Here is a 17,035-nt window from a genome sequence, read left to right as displayed (position 1 = left end):
ACAGCCTCGGCTGTCTTTTTTTTCGCCGGTGCTGTGCGTTGGCCTTGTCATCCTTGATGTGCCTCAATTCCTCGCCTGGTCGCCGTGCCATAGTGCACTGGCAGGCAGACGAGGGGAGAGACCATGAGCACCGCTAAAACGAAAAAATCGCCGGCAACCGGTTCCGCCGAAGGCATGCCCGCCATGTCTTCCATGCAAGCCATGCCGGTCGAGGGGAGTGTGCAGGCGGACATTGCCGCCACTGACAGCAGCGACGACATGCCGGGGCCACGCCTGGGCGTGTCGTATGTGGACCAGGGCACCATCCAGGCTGCCGGTTCCGGTGCCGGGGGCGCAGGGAACATGCCCGGCGGCAGCATGCATCAGGCATCGCAGGGCATGCCGGGCAGCAGCTGCATGCACGTGGGCGATGGCGGCGGCATGGGAGGCGACCGCGATGGCGCGGGTGGCGGTGGCGGCATGGGCGGTGACGGCGGGGGACAAGGCGGCGGCACGCCGCAGGTACGCACCTGCGCCACGATGGACGTGCATCGTCGCTTGCTGAGCGAAGATCCGTCGTACGCGCGCGTACGCGCCGACATTGAAAACCTGGCGGGCTTGTACGAGGGCGACAGCGGCATTGCCGGGCGTTCTGGCGTGACGCAGATACCGGTGGTGGTGCATGTCGTGTGGAATACGGCCGCGCAGAATATCTCGGACGCGCAGATCGCCAGCCAGATCGACGTGCTGAACCGCGATTATCGGCACGCCAATGCCGACGTGGGCAATACGCCGGCGCCATTCTTGCCGCTGACGGCCGATGCGCGCGTCGAGTTTGCGCTGGCCACGACGGATCCGAATGGCGCGGCCACCAGTGGCATCGAGCGGCGCCAGACGACGGTGACATCGTTTGGCGCGGACGACGCTGTCAAATCGCAGGCGACGGGCGGCATGAATGCGTGGCCGGCCGATACCTACCTCAATATATGGGTCTGCCAACTGGGTGGCGGCTTGCTGGGCTATGCGCAATTTCCCGGCGGGCCGGCAGCCACCGATGGCGTGGTGATCCTGCAATCGGCCTTCGGCACCATCGGCACGGCTGCTCCCCCCTTCCACCTGGGCCGCACGGCCACGCACGAAATCGGGCACTGGCTCAACCTGAACCATATCTGGGGTGACGACGGCACGGGCTGCTCGGGCACGGACAACGTGGCCGACACGCCGAACCAGGGCGGGCCGAACACGGGCCAGCCCTCGTTTCCCCATATTTCCTGCAGCAACGGGCCAAATGGCGACATGTTCATGAACTACATGGATTATGTCGACGATCCCGCCATGTTCATGTTCACGGCGGGCCAGGTGGCGCGCATGCAGGCTTGCCTCGATGGCCCGCGCGCCAGCGTCGGCACGGGAACCGGCGGGGGCGGCGCCACGCCGCGCCAGAGTTCCTCGCCAGTCGTGGCCTGGGGCGCGAACCGCCTCGACGTCTTCGTGCTGGGCACGGACCGGGCGCTGTATCACAAGGCCTGGAACGGCACGGCCTGGGCGCCATCGGTCACGGGCTACGAAGGGCAGGGCGGCATCTGTACCAGCGCACCGCAGGTGGTATCGTGGGCACCGAACCGGCTCGATGTCTTCGTCACGGGCACGGACAGCGGCTTGTTTCACAAATGGTGGGATGGCACGGCCTGGGGGCCGTCGCTGACGGGCTATGAAGCCATGGGCGGCCTGTGCGTGGGTGACCCGCGCGCCGTGGCCTGGGGGCCGAACCGCCTGGACGTGTTTGTCGTCGGCACGGACCGGGGCCTGTATCACAAGTGGTGGAACGGCGCTGCCTGGGGACCGTCGCTGACGGGCTACGAAGCCATGGGCGGTATCTGTCTGGGGCAGCCCGAAGCGGTCGCGTGGGGAGCGAACCGTCTGGATGTGTTTGTCATCGGCACGGACCGTGCCCTGTACCACAAATGGTGGGACGGTACGGCCTGGGGCCCGTCGCTGACCGGCTATGAACGCCTGGGCGGCATTTGCACCTCGTCGCCGCGCGCCGTGGCCTGGGGACCGAACCGTCTCGACGTATTTGTCACGGGTACCGATGGCGCCCTGTACCATAAATGGTGGGATGGCACGCAATGGGGACCGTCCGTCGATGGTTTCGAACGCCTGGGCGGCATCTGCGTGGGCGAGGTGGAAGCCGTGTCGTGGGCCGCCAACCGGCTGGATGTGTTCGTCATCGGCACGGACAGTGCCCTGTACCACAAGGCATGGAATGGAACGGCCTGGGCGCCGTCGGTGACGGGTTTTGAAAGCCTGGGCGGCATTTGCACGTCACGTCCGCGTGCCACGGCCTGGGCGGCGAACCGCCTCGATGTGTTTGTCACGGGCACGAACGGCGCCCTGTTCCACAAGGCCTGGAACGGCACGGCCTGGTCGCCCTCCGTGAATGGCTATGAAAGCCTGGGCGGCGTGGTATCGTGTTTCTGACGTCAATGTGTTAAACGGGAGGAGGCATGCACGGCATGGCAACGGCACTGCCCAGCGGCAGCTGGACGCATTCCTTCGAGGAGGATGCCGACGGTATCGAGGTGTACCGGCCCACGGCCACCTTCGCCTTTCCTCCCAGCCGCAAGGGGCGCAAGGTGCTGGAGTTTGGCGCGCCCGCCGGCGCCATGGCGCAAGGTGAGGTGACATTGACGTCCATGGCGCCCGGCCCCGACGACCGTCCCCGCGCTGGCCCCGTTACCCGGCTGGTGCCCCTGGGCATGGGCCGCTATGCGCTCAGTGATGCTGGCGGGGCGCAGGACGTGATCGACATCGTCGAAGCGACGCCCGACGTGCTGCGCCTGGCGCGGCATTAAGGCTGGACGCGCAGCTTGTGCGCGAGCGCCGTGCGGTTGCCCACACCCAGCTTCTGGTAAATAGCATGCAGCTGGTTGCGCACGGTGGCCGGCGACTTGCCCAGTTCCCTGGCGATGCTTTTATACGGCAAGCCTTCGGCCGCCATGGCCGCCACCAGCCGTTCTGCCGGTGTCAGGCGCTGCATGGCGGCCTACCTGAAACGTTGTGTGTCATCCTTGCTCTCCTGTCCGTGGGCGGCATGCCGGTAGCCTGCCTGCAGGGATAACGGGAGCACGGCGCCTATCTGTAAAATTATTTTCTCTGCTGTCAGATGCGATGGACGAAAAAAAAGACAGGCGAACCTGTCTTTTCGTGTGGCGCGATGGCGGTCAGCCGATGGCTGCCATCGATACCGGCTTCAGCTTGGCCGCCAGCTGCTTGCCCTTGCGCGCGCGCTTGCCGAAATGGTCGGCCAGGGCGGTGGCGCCCAGCGATGCTTCCTGCGGTTTCGACGCCCGGCCGATACCCGAGACCACCACGCCGCGCTGCGTGATCGGCTGCACGGCCAGCAGCTTGTCCTTGCCTTCCAGGTCGATCAGCTTCACGCCCGTGCCGCCCTTGGACAGGGTTTTCATTTCATCGAGGCCGAATACCAGCAGGCGCGCGCCTTCCGTCAGGCAGGCCACGGCGCTGGCCGCGTCCGGGATGATTTTCGGTTCGAGCGGTACGTCGCCATCGTCCAGCGACATGAAGGCCTTGCCGCCTTTCAGGCGGCTGACCATGTCGCCCGCCTTGGCGATGAAGCCGTAGCCGGCGCTCGACGCGAGCAGCAAACTGGTGGCGCCATTGCCCGCAAAATAATGCAGGATGCGCACGGCGTTGCCCGGCGTACCGCCGCTCAGGTCGCACAAAGTGGTGATCGGCACGCCGTCGCCACGGGCGTTGGGCAGCGCCGAAACGGGGACGGAATAGATCCTGCCGTTATTGCCAAAGCCCAGCAGGGTGTCGACCGTGCGGCACTCGAAGGCGCCATGCAGGGAGTCGCCCGCCTTGAACGTGAACTGCGCCGCATCGTGGCCGATGCCGGTGCGCGCGCGCACCCAGCCTTTTTCCGAAATGATGACTGTGACGGGTTCGTCGACCACCTTCTGTTCGGCCACGGCTTTTTGTGCTTCCTCGATCAGGGTGCGGCGCGCGTCGCCGAACTGCTTGGCGTCCGCCTCGATCTCGCGGATGATGGCACGCTTCATCGAACCCGGGTTATCGAGCAGGTCCTGCAGCGACTTTTCTTCCTTGCGCAGCTCGGCCAGCTCCTGCTGGATCTTGATGGTTTCCAGGCGCGCCAGCTGGCGCAAACGGATTTCCAGGATATCGTCGGCCTGGCGCTCGGACAGTTTGAACGCCTCGATCAGTGCCGCCTTCGGCTCGTCCGAATTGCGGATGATCTGGATCACCTTGTCGATATTGAGCAGGATCGCTTCGCGTCCTTCCAGGATATGGATGCGGTCCTTGACCTTGCCCAGCTTGTAGCCGGTGCGGCGGGTGACGGTGGTGAAGCGGAAATCGATCCACTCGCGCAGGATGTCGCCCAGGCCCTTCTGGCGCGGACGTCCATCGCCGCCGATCATCACCAGGTTGATCGAGGTCGACGATTCCAGCGAGGTATGCGCCAGCAGCATCAGCATGAATTCCGTCTGGTCCTGGTTCTTCGACTTCGGCTCGAACACGAGGCGTACGGGCGCGGCGCGGCCCGATTCGTCGCGGATGGTGTCGAGCGAATTGAGGATCAGGGCCTTCAGGGCCACCTGTTCCGGCGACAGGGCCTTCTTGCCCAGCTTGATCTTCGGATTCGTCAGTTCCTCGATTTCTTCCAGCACCTTTTGCGACGAGGTACCCGGCGGCAGCTCCGTCACGACGGCTTGCCACTGGCCGCGCGCCAGTTCCTCGATCTTCCAGCGGGCGCGCACTTTCATGCTGCCACGGCCGCTCGCGTACATGTCCTGGATCTGCGAGGGCGGCGTGATGATCTGGCCGCCGCCGGGGAAGTCCGGGCCGGGCATGATGGCCATCAGTTCGGCGTGCGTGATCTTCGGATCGCGGATCATGGCGACCGCCGCCTTGGCCACTTCCGTCAGGTTGTGCGACGGGATTTCCGTCGCCAGGCCCACGGCGATGCCGGAGGCGCCGTTCAGCAGCACCATCGGCAGGCGCGCCGGCAGCAGCTTCGGTTCTTCCGTGGAGCCGTCATAGTTGGGCTGGAAATCCACCGTGCCCATGCCGATTTCGTCCATCAGCAGCTTGGCGATCGGCGTCAGGCGCGCTTCCGTGTAACGCATGGCCGCCGCGCCGTCGCCGTCGCGCGAGCCGAAGTTGCCCTGGCCATCGATGAGCGGGTAGCGCAGCGAGAAATCCTGCGCCATGCGCACCAGCGCGTCGTACACGGACTGGTCGCCGTGCGGGTGCAACTTACCCAGCACGTCGCCCACCACGGCCGCCGATTTGCGCGGCTTCGCCGTGGAATTCAATCCCAGCTCATTCATCGCATACAGGATGCGGCGCTGCACGGGCTTCTGGCCATCGCAGACGTCGGGCAGGGCGCGGCCCTTGACGACGGAGATGGCGTAGTCGAGATAGGCACGCTCGGCGAAGGTGGACAGGGTCAGCGCTTCGCCGTCGAATACCGGTTCATCCGGTTCGATCGGCTCAGGCTGGGCATCGTCAAATAAATTGGTTTGTGTGGACATGGTTTATCTTGCAACTAAGGTTATCTTTTGGGGGCGCAAACTGCCAGGATCAGATGTCGGCCTCGGCTTCATTGCCGTGTTCCTCGATCCAGGCGCGGCGTCCTGCCGCCTCGCCCTTGCCCATCAGCATATTGAAGCGGGCGGCGGACGTCATGTGGTCGATTTCGCCCAGGGTCACGGGCAGCAGGCGGCGCGTGTCCGGGTTCATCGTCGTTTCCCACAGCTGTTCCGCATTCATCTCGCCCAGGCCCTTGAAGCGCGAGATGGACCAGGCGCCCTGCTTCACGCCTTCCTTGCGCAGCTTGTCCTCGATGGCCAGCAGTTCGCCATCGTCGAGCGCGTAGATTTTCTGCATCGGCTTCTTGCCGCGCGCGGGCGCGTCGACGCGGTACAGGGGCGGACGGGCGATGCAGATGTGGCCCTTGTTGATCAGCGCGGGGAAGTGCTTGAAGAACAGCGTCAGCAGCAGTACCTGGATGTGCGAGCCATCCACGTCCGCATCGGACAGGATGCAGATCTTGCCATAGCGTAGGCCGGACAGGTCGGGCGTGTCGCCGATGCTGTGCGGGTCGACGCCGATGGCCACCGCGATATCGTGGATCTCGTTATTGGCGAACAGGCGGTCGCGGTCCGTTTCCCACGAATTCAAGACCTTGCCGCGCAGTGGCAGGATGGCCTGGAATTCCTTGTCGCGGCCCATCTTGGCCGAACCACCCGCCGAGTCGCCCTCGACGAGGAACAGTTCATTGCGCGCGATGTCCGACGATTCGCAGTCCGTCAGCTTGCCCGGCAGGACGGCCACGCCCGAGGATTTTTTCTTTTCCACTTTCTGCAGCGAGCGCTGGCGCGACTGCGCCTGCTTGATCACCAGCTCGGCCAGCTTCTTGCCGTAGTCGACGTGCTGGTTCAGCCACAGTTCCAGCGGCGGCTTGGTGAAGGTCGAGACGAGGCGCACGGCGTCGCGCGAGTTCAGGCGTTCCTTGATCTGGCCCTGGAATTGCGGGTCCAGCACTTTCGCCGACAGCACGAAGGAAGCGCGCGCGAACACGTCTTCAGGCAGCAGTTTCACGCCTTTCGGCAGCAACGAGTGCATCTCGACGAAGTTTTTCACGGCGCCGAACAGGCCGTCGCGCAAGCCCGATTCATGCGTGCCGCCGTTCGAGGTGGGAATCAGGTTGACATACGATTCGCGCACGATGGCGCCTTCTTCCGTCCACGCGACCACCCAGGCGGCGCCTTCGCCTTCGGCAAAGCCTTCCGAGTCCGGACCCGCATATTGCGCGCCTTCGAACAGGGGAATCAGGGTTTCGCCATTCGATACCTGCGCCAGCGATTCGGTCAGGTAGCCGCGCAAGCCTTCCGCGTACAGCCAGGTCTGCGTATCGCCCGTCTTGGCATTGGTGAGGGTGACGGTGACGCCGGGCAGCAGCACGGCTTTCGAGCGCAGCAGGCGTTGCAGCTCGGTTTGCGAAATGTTCGGCGAATCAAAATACTTCGGATCGGGCCAGGCAGTGACGCGCGTACCGGACTTCTTGCCGTCGCGCGGGGCAGGGCGGGAATTCAGCGGCTCGATCACGTCGCCGTTGGCAAACACCATGTGATGCAAGCCGTTGCCGTCGCTTTCCTTGCGCCAGACAGTGATTTCCAGGCGCGAGGACAGCGCATTGGTGACGGACACGCCGACGCCGTGCAAGCCGCCCGAGAACGCGTAGGCCCCGCCCGAACCCTTGTCGAACTTGCCGCCCGCGTGCAGCCGCGTAAACACGATTTCCACCGTCGGCACGCCCTCTTCCGGGTGCAGGCCGACGGGAATGCCGCGGCCATTGTCTTCGACGGTGATGCTGCCATCCGTGTTTTGCGTCACGGCGATATGCGTGCAATGACCGCCCAGCGCCTCGTCGGAGGCATTGTCGATCACTTCCTGAATGATGTGCAGCGGATTTTCAGTGCGGGTGTACATCCCCGGGCGCTGCTTGACGGGTTCCAGTCCTTTCAGGACACGGATGGATGATTCGCTGTAGTCGGATGCTGGTTTTTTAGTGGCCATACGTGTTCAAGCTAAATAAAGACTAGGGTTGGAACGCCAGGCCGGGGCACTGCGCGGCGCAGTGACAGCGGCGGCGATAACTGTATGAATATACAGTATATCCCGTCCAGCGTCACTGGGGGAGGGCAGTGCGGCAGGCTAGGCGTCCTTGTGCGGACGCTCGCGCATTCTATCTTGTCCCGCGAGCAATAGCGCTACTCCGGGGCAACAACGGTGCGCCATGCGCGCGGTTTGGCGCCAATTGTGAAGGATTTTATGCGGTAAAGCCGCCATTTTTACATCTTGTTTACAGCCGCCTCCCCAGTCTTTACGAATTTTTTAGACCCTTTTGGCTAATCTGCTCACTATCAAAACAAACCTGTATGAGGGTGGGAATGGACATCGTGTATCTCGGCTTGATTGCCGTTTTTTTCGTCGTGGTGGCCGGCTTTGCCGTGGCCTGCGACAAACTGGGGAGCGTCAAATGAATGCCTTTTATGTGCTGGGCGCCGTTGTCTCGGCCGGCCTGCTCGTGTATCTGCTGGTGGCGCTGCTGAAGGCGGAGGAGCTGTGATGACGACGCAATCGATACTGTTATTGGCCGCTTTCCTTCTCGTGCTGCTGGCGGCCGCCTATCCGCTGGGCCTGTACATGGCCAAGGTGGCCGGCGACGGCCCCGTGCGCGGCCTGGGCTGGCTGCAAAAACTGGAAAACCTGCTGTACCGCTGGTCCGGTCTGCCCGCCGACAAGGCCATGGGCTGGAAAGGCTATGCCATCGCCCTGATCGTCTTCAATACCGTGGGCGCTTTCTTTGTCTACGGGCTGCAGCGCCTGCAGGGCTTTTTGCCCTTGAATCCACAGGGACTCGGCGCCGTCAGCCCCGATTCCTCGTTCAATACCGCCATCAGCTTCGTCGCCAACACCAACTGGCAGGGCTACGGCGGCGAACAGACCATGAGCTACCTGACGCAGATGCTGGGCATGGCGTGCCAGAACTTCTTCTCGGCAGCCACCGGCATTGCCGTGATCTTCGCGCTGGTGCGCGGCTTTGCCTCGCGCTCGGGCAAATCGATCGGCAATTTCTGGGTCGACCTGGTGCGCTCCACGCTGTACATCCTGCTGCCGCTGTCCCTGGCCCTGTCCGTCGTCTTCATGGGCGAAGGCATGATCCAGAATTTTTCCGCCTACAAGGAAGTGACCCTGCTCGACCAGGTGGCGTATGAAACGCCGAAGGTGACGGCTGACGGCCAAGCCGTGCTCGATGCGGCAGGCAAGCCCGTGATGGAGGCGCAAGTTGCAAAGACGCAGACCATCGCGATGGGCCCCGTTGCCTCGCAGGAATCGATCAAGCTGCTGGGCACGAATGGCGGCGGCTTCTTCAACGCCAACTCCGCCCACCCGTATGAAAACCCCAGCGTGCTGTCGAACTTCCTGCAGATGCTGGCCATCTTCCTCATTCCCGCCGGCCTGTGCTTCACTTTTGGCAGCATGGTGGGCGACATGCGCCAGGGCTGGGCCGTGCTGGCCGCCATGACCCTGATCTTTGTCGTCATGACGGCGGGCGTGATGAGCGCCGAGCAGCAAGCCAATCCTGCGCTGCAGGCCTTGGGCGTGGACCAGCAGGCCAGCAGCCTGCAAGCGGGCGGCAATATGGAAGGCAAGGAAACGCGCTTCGGCATCAGCTCCTCGACCCTGTTCGCGGCCGTGACGACGGCGGCATCGTGCGGCGCCGTCAATTCCATGCACGACTCCTATATGCCGCTCGGCGGCATGGTGCCGCTGCTGCTGATGCAGTTCGGCGAAGTGATCTTCGGCGGCGTGGGCACGGGCCTGTACGGCATGCTGATGTTCGCCATCCTGGCCGTCTTCATCGCTGGCCTGATGATAGGCCGCACGCCTGAATACCTGGGCAAGAAAATCCAGGCCTATGAAATGAAGATGGTGTCGCTGGCAATCCTGGTGACGCCGGCCCTGGTGCTGACGGGTACGGCGATCGCCGTGATGGTCGAACCGGGCAAGATCGGCGTGGCCAATCCGGGCGCGCATGGTTTCTCTGAAATCCTCTATGCCTTCACCTCGGCGGCCAACAACAACGGCAGCGCATTTGCGGGCCTGTCCGCCAACACGCCGTTCTACAACGTGATGCTGGCGATCGCCATGTGGTTCGGCCGCTTCGGCGTGATCGTGCCCGTGCTGGCGGTGGCCGGTTCGCTGGCGGCCAAGCAGCGCCTGTCGCCCAATGCCGGCACCATGCCCACGCACGGCCCCATGTTCATCGGCCTGCTGATCGGCGTCGTCGTGCTCGTCGGCGTGCTCAATTACGTTCCCGCGCTGGCCCTGGGCCCGATCGTCGAACACCTGCAACTTTTCATCAAATAAGAGGCTACCATGTCACGCACAAGCCTGACTTTGTTCGATTCCGCACTGATCGGCCCCGCCGTCGTCGATGCGTTCAAAAAACTTGACCCCCGCACGCAGTGGCGCAGCCCCGTGATGTTCGTTGTCTATGTGGGCAGCATCATCACGACCCTGTTGGCCATCCAGGCCCTGAACGGCCAGGGCGAGGCGCCGTTCGGCTTCATCGTCGCCGTCGCCGTGTGGCTGTGGTTTACCGTGCTGTTCGCGAACTTCGCCGAAGCGCTGGCCGAGGGCCGCAGCAAGGCGCAGGCGGCCTCGCTGCGCGCCCTGAAGCAGACGGTGATGGCGAAGAAAATGCAAACGCCGAAGTACGGCACCTCCTGGCTGCCCACTCCCGCCACCGACCTGCGCAAGGGCATGACGGTGCTGGTCGAGGCGGGCGACGTGATTCCCGCCGACGGCGAAGTGACGGCCGGCGTGGCCTCCGTCGACGAAAGCGCCATCACGGGCGAATCGGCTCCCGTCATCCGTGAGTCGGGCGGCGACTTTTCCGCCGTGACGGGCGGCACCCGCGTGCTGTCGGACTGGCTGCTGGTGCGCGTCTCCGTCAACCCTGGCGAAGCCTTCATCGACCGCATGATCGCCATGGTCGAAGGCGCCAAGCGCCAGAAGACGCCGAATGAAATCGCCCTGACGATCCTGCTCGTGGCCCTGTCCATCGTCTTCCTGATCGTCACCGTGACCCTGCTGCCGTATTCGCTGTTTTCCGTGGCGGCGGCCGGCAGTGGCACGCCGGTGACCATCACCGTGCTGATCGCGCTGCTCGTGTGCCTGATTCCGACCACCATCGGCGGCCTGCTGTCGGCCATCGGCGTGGCCGGCATGAGCCGCATGATGCAGGCCAACGTGATCGCCACCTCGGGACGCGCCGTGGAAGCGGCCGGCGACGTCGACGTGCTGCTGCTCGATAAAACCGGCACCATCACCCTGGGCAACCGCCAGGCGTCGAGCTTCGTGCCGGCGCCCGGCGTGACGGAGCAGCAGCTGGCCGACGCGGCGCAGCTGGCTTCCCTGGCCGATGAAACGCCGGAAGGGCGCAGCATCGTCGTACTGGCCAAGCAGAAGTTCAACATCCGCGAGCGCGAAATGGCCAGCCTGCACGCCACCTTCGTGCCCTTCACGGCGCAAACGCGCATGAGCGGCGTGGATATTCGCGGCGAACAGCAGGTGCGCCAGCTGCGCAAGGGCGCGGCCGATTCCATGAAAAAATACGTGGAAGCGCTGGGCCAGCCGTATCCGGACGACGTGGCGCGCGCCGTCGACGACATCGCGCGCCGCGGCAGCACGCCGCTGGTGGTGGTCGACGATGGCCGTGTCATGGGCGCCGTGGAGCTGAAGGATATCGTCAAGGGCGGCATCAAGGAACGCTTCGCGGAACTGCGCCGCATGGGCATCAAGACGGTCATGATCACGGGCGACAACAAGCTGACGGCGGCGGCGATTGCCGCCGAGGCGGGCGTGGATGACTTCCTCGCCGAGGCGACGCCGGAAGACAAGCTGAAACTCATCCGCAGCTACCAGTCCGAAGGCCGGCTGGTGGCGATGACGGGCGACGGCACCAACGACGCGCCGGCACTGGCCCAGGCCGACGTGGCCGTGGCCATGAATTCGGGCACGCAGGCGGCCAAGGAGGCGGGCAATATGGTTGACCTCGATTCGAATCCGACCAAGCTGCTGGAAATCGTCGAAATCGGCAAGCAGATGCTGATGACGCGCGGTTCGCTGACGACGTTTTCGATCTCGAACGACATCGCCAAGTACTTCGCCATCATCCCGGCCGCCTTCGTGGGCACCTATCCGCAGCTGAAGGCGCTGGACATCATGCACCTGGCCAGCCCCGCCTCGGCCATCATGTCGGCCGTGATCTTCAATGCCTTGATCATCGTCGTGCTGATCCCGCTGGCCTTGAAAGGCGTGCAGTACCGGGCCATCGGCGCGGCCATGCTGTTGCGCCGCAACCTGCTGATCTATGGCGTGGGCGGAATCATCCTGCCCTTCATCGGCATCAAGCTGATCGACATGCTGCTGTCCGCACTCAATCTCGTCTAAAGGAACCATCATGAGCACCATCGTACGTCCCGCCCTGGTCCTGTTTGCCGCGCTGACCGTGATCTGCGGCGTCGTCTATCCGTTTGCCACGGCCGGCATCGGCCAACTGGCTTTCAACGATGAAGCCAACGGCAGCATCGTCGAGCGTGGTGGCAAGCCCGTCGGCTCGACGCTGATCGGCCAATCCTTCACCTCGCTCAAGTACTTCTGGGGCCGCCCATCGGCCACCGCGCCAATGGCCAATAATGGCGCCGGTTCGGGCGGTTCCAACCTGGGGCCGACGAATCCGGCCCTGGTGGACGCCGTCAAGGCGCGCATCGCGGCCCTGCAGGCGGCCGATCCGGGCAACCGCAATCCCATTCCCGTCGATCTGGTGACGGCGTCGGGCAGCGGCCTGGACCCGGAAATCAGCCTGGCAGGCGCCCTGTACCAGGCGCCGCGCGTGGCCCGCGTGCGCGCCGTGCCGTTGGCACAGGTGGAAAATGCCATCGCCAAGGTACAGAAAACCGCATATATCGGCTTTTTCGGCGAAGCGCGCGTGAATGTGCTGGAACTGAATCTGGCGCTCGATGCGGCGCAGAAGTAAGATGATGTCGGGGCAAGGCCGCCGGTTTTGCCCCCAATGTTGACCTTAAAAGAGACCCATGCTTCCCAACGACAGCCAACGCCCCGACCCTGATGCCCTGCTGGCGCAGGTGCAGGCGCAGGAAAAGAAAGCCGCCCGCGGCAGGCTGCGCATTTATTTCGGCGCCTCGGCCGGCGTGGGCAAGACCTACGCGATGCTGGCCGCCGCCCGCAAGCTGCTGGCCGATGGCCAGGCTTTGCTGGTGGGCGTGGTGGAGACGCATGGGCGCCAGGATACGGCAGCCCTGCTCGACGGCTTGCCCGTGCTGCCCCTCAAGGCGATCGAGTACCGCGGCAAGACGCTGTTCGAGTTCGACCTGGACGAAGCGCTGCGCCGCGCGCCGCCCCTGATACTGATGGATGAACTGGCGCACTCGAACGTGGCCGGTTCGCGCCATCCGAAGCGCTGGCAGGATGTCGAGGAATTGCTGGCGGCGGGCATCGATGTGCTCTCGACCGTCAACGTACAGCATCTGGAAAGCCTCAACGATGTTGTGGGCGGGATTACGGGCGTGCGCGTGGCAGAGACTTTGCCCGACACGGTGTTCGACCGCGCCGATGAAGTGGTGCTGGTCGATATTCCCGCCGACGAGCTGCTGCGCCGCCTGAAGCAGGGCAAGGTGTATCACGTGCTGCAGGCGGAGCGGGCGTCGCAGCATTTTTTCCGCAAGGGGAATTTGATCGCCTTGCGTGAACTGGCCTTGCGCCGCACGGCGGACCGCGTGCAGGATGACGTGCAGGCCTATCGCGTGGAGAAATCCATCAATCCCGTCTGGAAAACGGGTGCCGCGCTGCTGGCTTGCGTGGGGCCGCGCGCCGGGGGCGAACACGTGATCCGCAGCACGGCGCGCCTGGCCAGCCAGCTGAACGCCGAATGGCATGCGTTGTACGTGGAAACGCCCCGCTTGCAGCGCCTGCCCGCGCCCGAGCGTGAACGCATCCTGAAAACCCTGAAACTGGCGCAGGACCTGGGTGCGCGCACGGCCATTGTGCCGTCGGGCGACATCGCCGCCGCCGTGGTCGACTATGCGCGCAATGCGAACATCTCGAAAGTCATCGTCGGGCGTGGCCGCGCCGGCGCGCTGGTGCGCCTGTGGAAGGCGCCGCCGGCTGCGCGCATGGCCAGCCTGGCACCCGATATCGACCTGATCGCGGTGGGGTTGCCGCCGGCCGATGCGCCCGTGCGGCGCGCGGCAGGCGACGCGGCACCGGCTCCGCGCCGGGCTTCGCGCCACTGGCGCTACCTCCTGGCAGCTGGCGCCAGCCTGGCCACGGCGCTCGCCTCGGTACCGCTGCAGCCTTACCTGGACCTGGCCAATATCGCCATGCTGTCTTTGCTGACGGTGGTGCTGGTGGCCGTGCGCCTGGGACGTGGGCCGGCGGCGCTGGCGAGCCTGGTGGGCGTGGCCTGCTTCGATTTCATCTTTGTGCCGCCGCGATTTTCCTTTGCCGTCGGCGATTTCCAGTATGTGATCACGTTTGGCGTGATGCTGGCCGTGGGTTTGATTACCGGGCATTTGACGGCGGGTCTGCGCTTCCAGGCGCGCGTGGCGTCGCACCGCGAAGCCCGCGCGCGCGCCTTGTACGAGTTTTCGCGGGAATTGTCCGGCGTGCTGCAGACGGAGCAGATTTTCGACATCACGAAAAGCGCCATCGAACGTGCCTTCCGTGCGCGCGCCACCTTGCTGCTGCCCGATGACGAGGGACGATTGCAGGCTCCGAATGGCGCAACGGAGCCGCTGGAGATGGACTTGGGCATCGCCCAGTGGGCCTTCGACCACGCGCAGGCAGCCGGTACGGGCACGGACACCTTGCCCGCCTCGCCGACTTTCTATCTGCCGCTGATCGCGCCCATGCGCACGCGGGGGGTGCTGGCGCTGCTGCCGCTGCAGGCGCCGCAGCATGGGCGCTGGCTGCTGGTGCCGGAACAGCGCCAGCACCTCGATACCTTTGCCGCGCTGGCTGCCATCGCCCTCGAACGCGTGCATTACATCGAGGTGGCGCAGGGCGCGCTGGTGCAGATGGAGTCGGAACGGCTGCGCAATTCGCTGCTGGCAGCCCTGTCGCATGACTTGCGCACGCCATTGACGTCGCTGGTGGGCCTGGCCGAGTCGCTGGCCTTGTCGCGGCCCGCTTTGTCGCCCGCGCAGCTGGACATGGCCCGTTCGCTGCAGTCCGAAACCGTGCGCATGAGCGCCCTGGTGGCGAACTTGCTGGACATGGCGCGCATCGAGAGCGGGCAGGTGCGCCTGAACCTGCAATGGCAGGCGCTGGAAGAGGTGGTGGGCAGCGCGCTGCGCGCCAGCGGCCCGCAATTGCAGCAGCATAAAGTACAGACGCAGCTGGCGCCGGACTTGCCGCTGGTGCGTTATGACGCCGTGCTGGTCGAGCGCGTGTTGTGCAATCTGCTGGAAAACGCGGCCAAGTACACGCCACCAGGCAGTACCATCAGCATCGGAGCCAGGACGCATGGCCAGTTCCTGCAGGTGACGGTGGCGGATGATGGTCCCGGCCTGCCAGCGGGCCGCGAAGAAGCCATCTTTGAAAAATTTACGCGCGGCGAGCGCGAATCGAACAAGCCAGGCGTGGGCCTGGGACTGGCCATCTGCCGCGCCATTGTGGAAGCGCATGGCGGCACCATCCACGCGCAGCCGCCAGCACAGGGACAGGGCGCGGCCCTGGTATTTACCTTGCCGCTGGGTACGCCGCCGGCCTTGCCGGAAGCGGAGCTGGACGATGCAAGCGATTTTGAAACAGGAAAACCATCATGAACGAACCTTCCGCCACGGCCTTGCTGGTCGAGGATGAACCGCAAATCCGCCGTTTCGTGCGCTCCGCGCTGGAAGACGAGGGCTGGCAGATTTTCGAGTCGGCCACCTTGCAGCGGGGACTGATCGATGCAGGGACGCGCCGGCCCGACCTGATCGTGCTGGACCTGGGCTTGCCCGATGGCGACGGCATCGATTTCATCGCCGACATCCGCAAGTGGTCGGCCGTGCCCATCATCGTGCTCTCGGCGCGCGTCGACGAGGAGGACAAGATCCGCGCGCTCGACGCCGGTGCCGACGACTATCTCACCAAGCCGTTCGGCGTGGGCGAGCTGCTGGCCCGCGTGCGTGCCACCTTGCGCCGCCAGCGCCAGCCCGCCGCCAGCGATGATGGCGTGGTGCAGTTCGGCGACGTGCGCGTCGACTTGAAGGACCGCCTGGTAACGCGCAACAGGCAGCTGGTGCACATGACGCCGACGGAATTTCGCCTGCTGTCGGTGCTGGTGAAAAACGCGGGCAGGGTGGTCACCAATCCGCAGCTGCTGCGCGAAGTGTGGGGGCCATCGAACAGCGAGAACGGCCATTACCTGCGCATCTACATGGGCCATTTGCGCCAGAAGCTGGAAGCCGATCCGGCCCAACCGCAGTATCTGCTGACGGAAACGGCCGTCGGCTACAGGTTGTTGCTGCCGCTCTAACACCCGTTAATCCCCTGTTTGAAAACAGGCGCCGCGCGCGCCAGGGGGATGCTTTACCCAAAATTTTGCAGCGGCGGGCCAGCTGCGCCATGTTGGCAAAGGCCCATACCACCCATGAAGAAGAAAAAACCATGAATAAAATGCTATTCGCACTCGCCGTCGCCACCGCTTTTACCGGCAGCCTGGCCCACGCGGACGAGGCCAAGCCCGACAATGAAGTCAGTTTCAACGTGGCCGGCGTGTCCGACTACCGTTATCGGGGCATCTCGCAGACGCGTTTGAAGCCGGCCCTGCAGGGCGGCGTGGATTACATCAACAATCCGACGGGCCTGTACGCGGGCGCCTGGGCCTCGACCATCAAGTGGACCAAGGATGCGGGCGGCAGCGGCGACATGGAAGTGGATCTGTATGCGGGCAAGCGCGGCCAGTTCAACGAGGCGATCGGCTATGACGTCGGCGTGCTGGCGTATGTGTATGCGGACAACGGCTTGAAGCACGTCGCCGGCCTGGCCGACGCGGATACGCAGGAAGTCTACGGCCAGCTGTCGTATGGTCCCGCCTATGTCAAGTATTCGCACGCCGTCTCCAACCTGTTCGGCATCGTTAACAGCAAGAACAGCGGCTACCTGGATATCGGCGCGAATATCGACCTGGGCAAGGGCTGGACCGGCAACCTGCACGCGGGCCACCAGAAGGTCAAAAACAATGACGCGGCTAGCTACACGGACTGGAAGGCGGGCGTGACGCGCGATTTCGGCATTGTGACGGGTGCGCTGGCCGTGATCGGCACCAACGCAGGCAAGTCCGCCTATGCTTCTCCCGTAAATGGTAAATTCATGGGCAAGACGGCGCTGCAGTTGACGGTCAGCAAGACGTTTTAAATGACGGAGGGGA

At 64.4% G+C, this 17,035-nt stretch carries 12 protein-coding genes; 9 read left to right on the top strand and 3 right to left on the bottom strand.

Annotated features, from left to right (window positions below; genetic code table 11):
- The first annotated feature begins 123 nt into the window (after positions 1-123).
- Together AC07VL_RS02065 and AC07VL_RS02060 are read left to right on the top strand one after the other, a co-directional pair.
- The gene (locus AC07VL_RS02065) at positions 124-2,460 is read left to right on the top strand and encodes a DUF8189 domain-containing protein (protein WP_494804384.1); all 2,337 of its coding nucleotides are present in this window, start codon (positions 124-126) and stop codon (positions 2,458-2,460) included.
- Positions 2,461-2,495: 35 nt separating this feature from the next.
- Positions 2,496-2,834 carry a hypothetical protein gene (locus AC07VL_RS02060; protein WP_494804383.1) on the top strand — a complete coding sequence of 113 codons (339 nt, stop codon included), beginning with the start codon at positions 2,496-2,498 and terminating at the stop codon, positions 2,832-2,834.
- On the opposite strand, the gene AC07VL_RS02055 is transcribed toward AC07VL_RS02060, so the two are convergent.
- The 3 genes from AC07VL_RS02055 to AC07VL_RS02045 form a co-directional block, all read right to left on the bottom strand.
- Positions 2,831-3,019, bottom strand: coding sequence for a helix-turn-helix domain-containing protein (locus tag AC07VL_RS02055; protein ID WP_494804382.1), 189 nt, complete (start codon positions 3,017-3,019; stop codon positions 2,831-2,833). The two genes, AC07VL_RS02060 and AC07VL_RS02055, sit on opposite strands and share 4 nt — an antisense overlap.
- A 184-nt stretch (positions 3,020-3,203) precedes the next feature.
- Entirely contained in the window at positions 3,204-5,558 is a 2,355-nt protein-coding gene (gene parC, locus AC07VL_RS02050) for a DNA topoisomerase IV subunit A (protein ID WP_494804381.1), read from the bottom strand.
- Positions 5,559-5,607: 49 nt separating this feature from the next.
- Complete coding sequence (locus AC07VL_RS02045) at positions 5,608-7,605, bottom strand: DNA topoisomerase IV subunit B (protein ID WP_494804380.1); 1,998 nt, start codon at positions 7,603-7,605, stop codon at positions 5,608-5,610.
- Between the two features lie 463 nt (positions 7,606-8,068).
- On the opposite strand from AC07VL_RS02045, the gene kdpF reads away from it, so the two are divergent.
- From kdpF to AC07VL_RS02010, 7 genes are all read left to right on the top strand, one after another.
- On the top strand, positions 8,069-8,158 hold the full coding sequence (kdpF, locus tag AC07VL_RS02040; protein ID WP_034746483.1) for a K(+)-transporting ATPase subunit F: 90 nt from the start codon (positions 8,069-8,071) through the stop codon (positions 8,156-8,158).
- Positions 8,158-9,963, top strand: coding sequence for a potassium-transporting ATPase subunit KdpA (gene kdpA / locus AC07VL_RS02035; protein ID WP_494804379.1), 1,806 nt, complete (start codon positions 8,158-8,160; stop codon positions 9,961-9,963). Before kdpF ends, kdpA begins: the two co-directional genes overlap by 1 nt.
- A 9-nt stretch (positions 9,964-9,972) precedes the next feature.
- Positions 9,973-12,051, top strand: a complete 2,079-nt coding sequence (gene kdpB, locus AC07VL_RS02030) for a potassium-transporting ATPase subunit KdpB (RefSeq protein ID WP_494804378.1) — start codon at positions 9,973-9,975, stop codon at positions 12,049-12,051.
- A 10-nt stretch (positions 12,052-12,061) separates the two neighbouring features.
- Positions 12,062-12,637 carry a potassium-transporting ATPase subunit KdpC gene (gene kdpC / locus AC07VL_RS02025; protein WP_494804377.1) on the top strand — a complete coding sequence of 192 codons (576 nt, stop codon included), beginning with the start codon at positions 12,062-12,064 and terminating at the stop codon, positions 12,635-12,637.
- Between the two features lie 58 nt (positions 12,638-12,695).
- Positions 12,696-15,446 carry a DUF4118 domain-containing protein gene (locus AC07VL_RS02020; protein ID WP_494804376.1) on the top strand — a complete coding sequence of 917 codons (2,751 nt, stop codon included), beginning with the start codon at positions 12,696-12,698 and terminating at the stop codon, positions 15,444-15,446.
- Positions 15,443-16,141, top strand: coding sequence for a two-component system response regulator KdpE (gene kdpE, locus AC07VL_RS02015; protein WP_494804375.1), 699 nt, complete (start codon positions 15,443-15,445; stop codon positions 16,139-16,141). The genes AC07VL_RS02020 and kdpE overlap by 4 nt, the downstream gene beginning before the upstream one ends.
- A 131-nt stretch (positions 16,142-16,272) precedes the next feature.
- A complete protein-coding gene (locus AC07VL_RS02010) occupies positions 16,273-17,022 on the top strand; it encodes a TorF family putative porin (protein ID WP_494804374.1) in 750 nt (249 codons plus the stop codon).
- Positions 17,023-17,035 lie beyond the last annotated feature (13 nt).

The sequence above is a fragment of the Janthinobacterium sp. GW821-FHT03C08 genome (assembly GCF_059420905.1).
This window is presented reverse-complemented; position numbering and strand designations above follow the sequence as displayed.

What these genes read in the sequence shown, in the direction of transcription:
- AC07VL_RS02045 (WP_494804380.1), bottom strand. Translation starts at nt 7,605, where the DNA reads ATGGCCACTAAAAAACCAGCATCCGACTACAGCGAATCATCCATCCGT.
- parC (WP_494804381.1), bottom strand. Translation starts at nt 5,558, where the DNA reads ATGTCCACACAAACCAATTTATTTGACGATGCCCAGCCTGAGCCGATC.
- AC07VL_RS02010 (WP_494804374.1), top strand. Translation starts at nt 16,273, where the DNA reads ATGAATAAAATGCTATTCGCACTCGCCGTCGCCACCGCTTTTACCGGC.
- kdpE (WP_494804375.1), top strand. Translation starts at nt 15,443, where the DNA reads ATGAACGAACCTTCCGCCACGGCCTTGCTGGTCGAGGATGAACCGCAA.
- AC07VL_RS02055 (WP_494804382.1), bottom strand. Translation starts at nt 3,019, where the DNA reads ATGCAGCGCCTGACACCGGCAGAACGGCTGGTGGCGGCCATGGCGGCC.
- kdpA (WP_494804379.1), top strand. Translation starts at nt 8,158, where the DNA reads ATGACGACGCAATCGATACTGTTATTGGCCGCTTTCCTTCTCGTGCTG.
- AC07VL_RS02065 (WP_494804384.1), top strand. Translation starts at nt 124, where the DNA reads ATGAGCACCGCTAAAACGAAAAAATCGCCGGCAACCGGTTCCGCCGAA.
- AC07VL_RS02060 (WP_494804383.1), top strand. Translation starts at nt 2,496, where the DNA reads ATGGCAACGGCACTGCCCAGCGGCAGCTGGACGCATTCCTTCGAGGAG.
- kdpF (WP_034746483.1), top strand. Translation starts at nt 8,069, where the DNA reads ATGAATGCCTTTTATGTGCTGGGCGCCGTTGTCTCGGCCGGCCTGCTC.
- AC07VL_RS02020 (WP_494804376.1), top strand. Translation starts at nt 12,696, where the DNA reads ATGCTTCCCAACGACAGCCAACGCCCCGACCCTGATGCCCTGCTGGCG.
- kdpC (WP_494804377.1), top strand. Translation starts at nt 12,062, where the DNA reads ATGAGCACCATCGTACGTCCCGCCCTGGTCCTGTTTGCCGCGCTGACC.
- kdpB (WP_494804378.1), top strand. Translation starts at nt 9,973, where the DNA reads ATGTCACGCACAAGCCTGACTTTGTTCGATTCCGCACTGATCGGCCCC.